Raw genomic sequence first — 822 nt, forward strand, 5'->3', positions numbered from 1 at the left:
CACCCCACACCGCCCCGGCAACTGCGATTCGCGCGCCAGCCCGCCATGGCAGCGGTAGCCGCGCAGCAGGTCGATGAAGGCCCGGTCGTGCAGCGCATCCAGGCCGCGCGGGCCTGTCGGCAGGGGCGGGGTGGGCATCACCCGCGGTGCGATCGTCGTCTGAAGCATGGAGGTCTCCGGTGGCGGGCCTCCACTGTCGGCGCCGCCGGTGCGCGTGCCCTCCTCCCTTCGGGGCAGTACCACCGCGTACTGAAGGGTGAGCCCGCGGCAGGTCTTGCAAGCCGATCAAGCATCCCCACTTCCTGCGTACGGGGCAGCCACGGCGCCGCCCTCCCGGAAGGAAACGCATGAAAACCACCCAATCCCAGCAACGCAGTGTCAGCGACCTCGATGTCGTGCACGCGCTGGCGCGCCTGGTTCAGCGCATGGAAGCGAGCCCGGCCGAGATCGATGCCCACCAGTACCGCACCGTCGTGCAGCAGCTGAGCCGCGCGCTCGAACGCGTCGAGCCGGGCACGGCCTTGCAGTTGATCCTGGAAGACTGCCCGGCCGCGTCGGAGCTGTACGAGAACCTGCGCTACGAGCACGCCGGGCTGGTGCGCGCCCCGCTGGAGAAGGCGCTGAATGCCGAGCTGGAGGCGCGCCGCGCGATCACGCTCGCGGCGGCCACCCGGCACTGACGATCACGACGGCAGGAAGTCCAGCGGGTACGTGATGTCGATCTGGTCGACGTCGCGTGCCCCGAATTCGAACTGCTTGATCCGCGCCAGCAGCTTCGATTCGAGTTCCGGCGACTTCAGCTCGCTCGAGACGATTCGGCAA

1 protein-coding gene is annotated in these 822 nt (G+C 69.1%); it reads left to right on the forward strand.

From position 1 onward, the window contains the following. The first annotated feature begins 347 nt into the window (after nt 1–347). Nucleotides 348–680: a hypothetical protein gene (locus tag AC1D15_RS35150; RefSeq protein WP_047511930.1), complete on the forward strand. Its 333-nt coding sequence runs from the start codon at nt 348–350 to the stop codon at nt 678–680. The last annotated feature ends 142 nt before the right edge of the window (nt 681–822 follow it).

It is taken from the genome of Rhizobacter sp. P2_H2 (genome assembly GCF_056403375.1).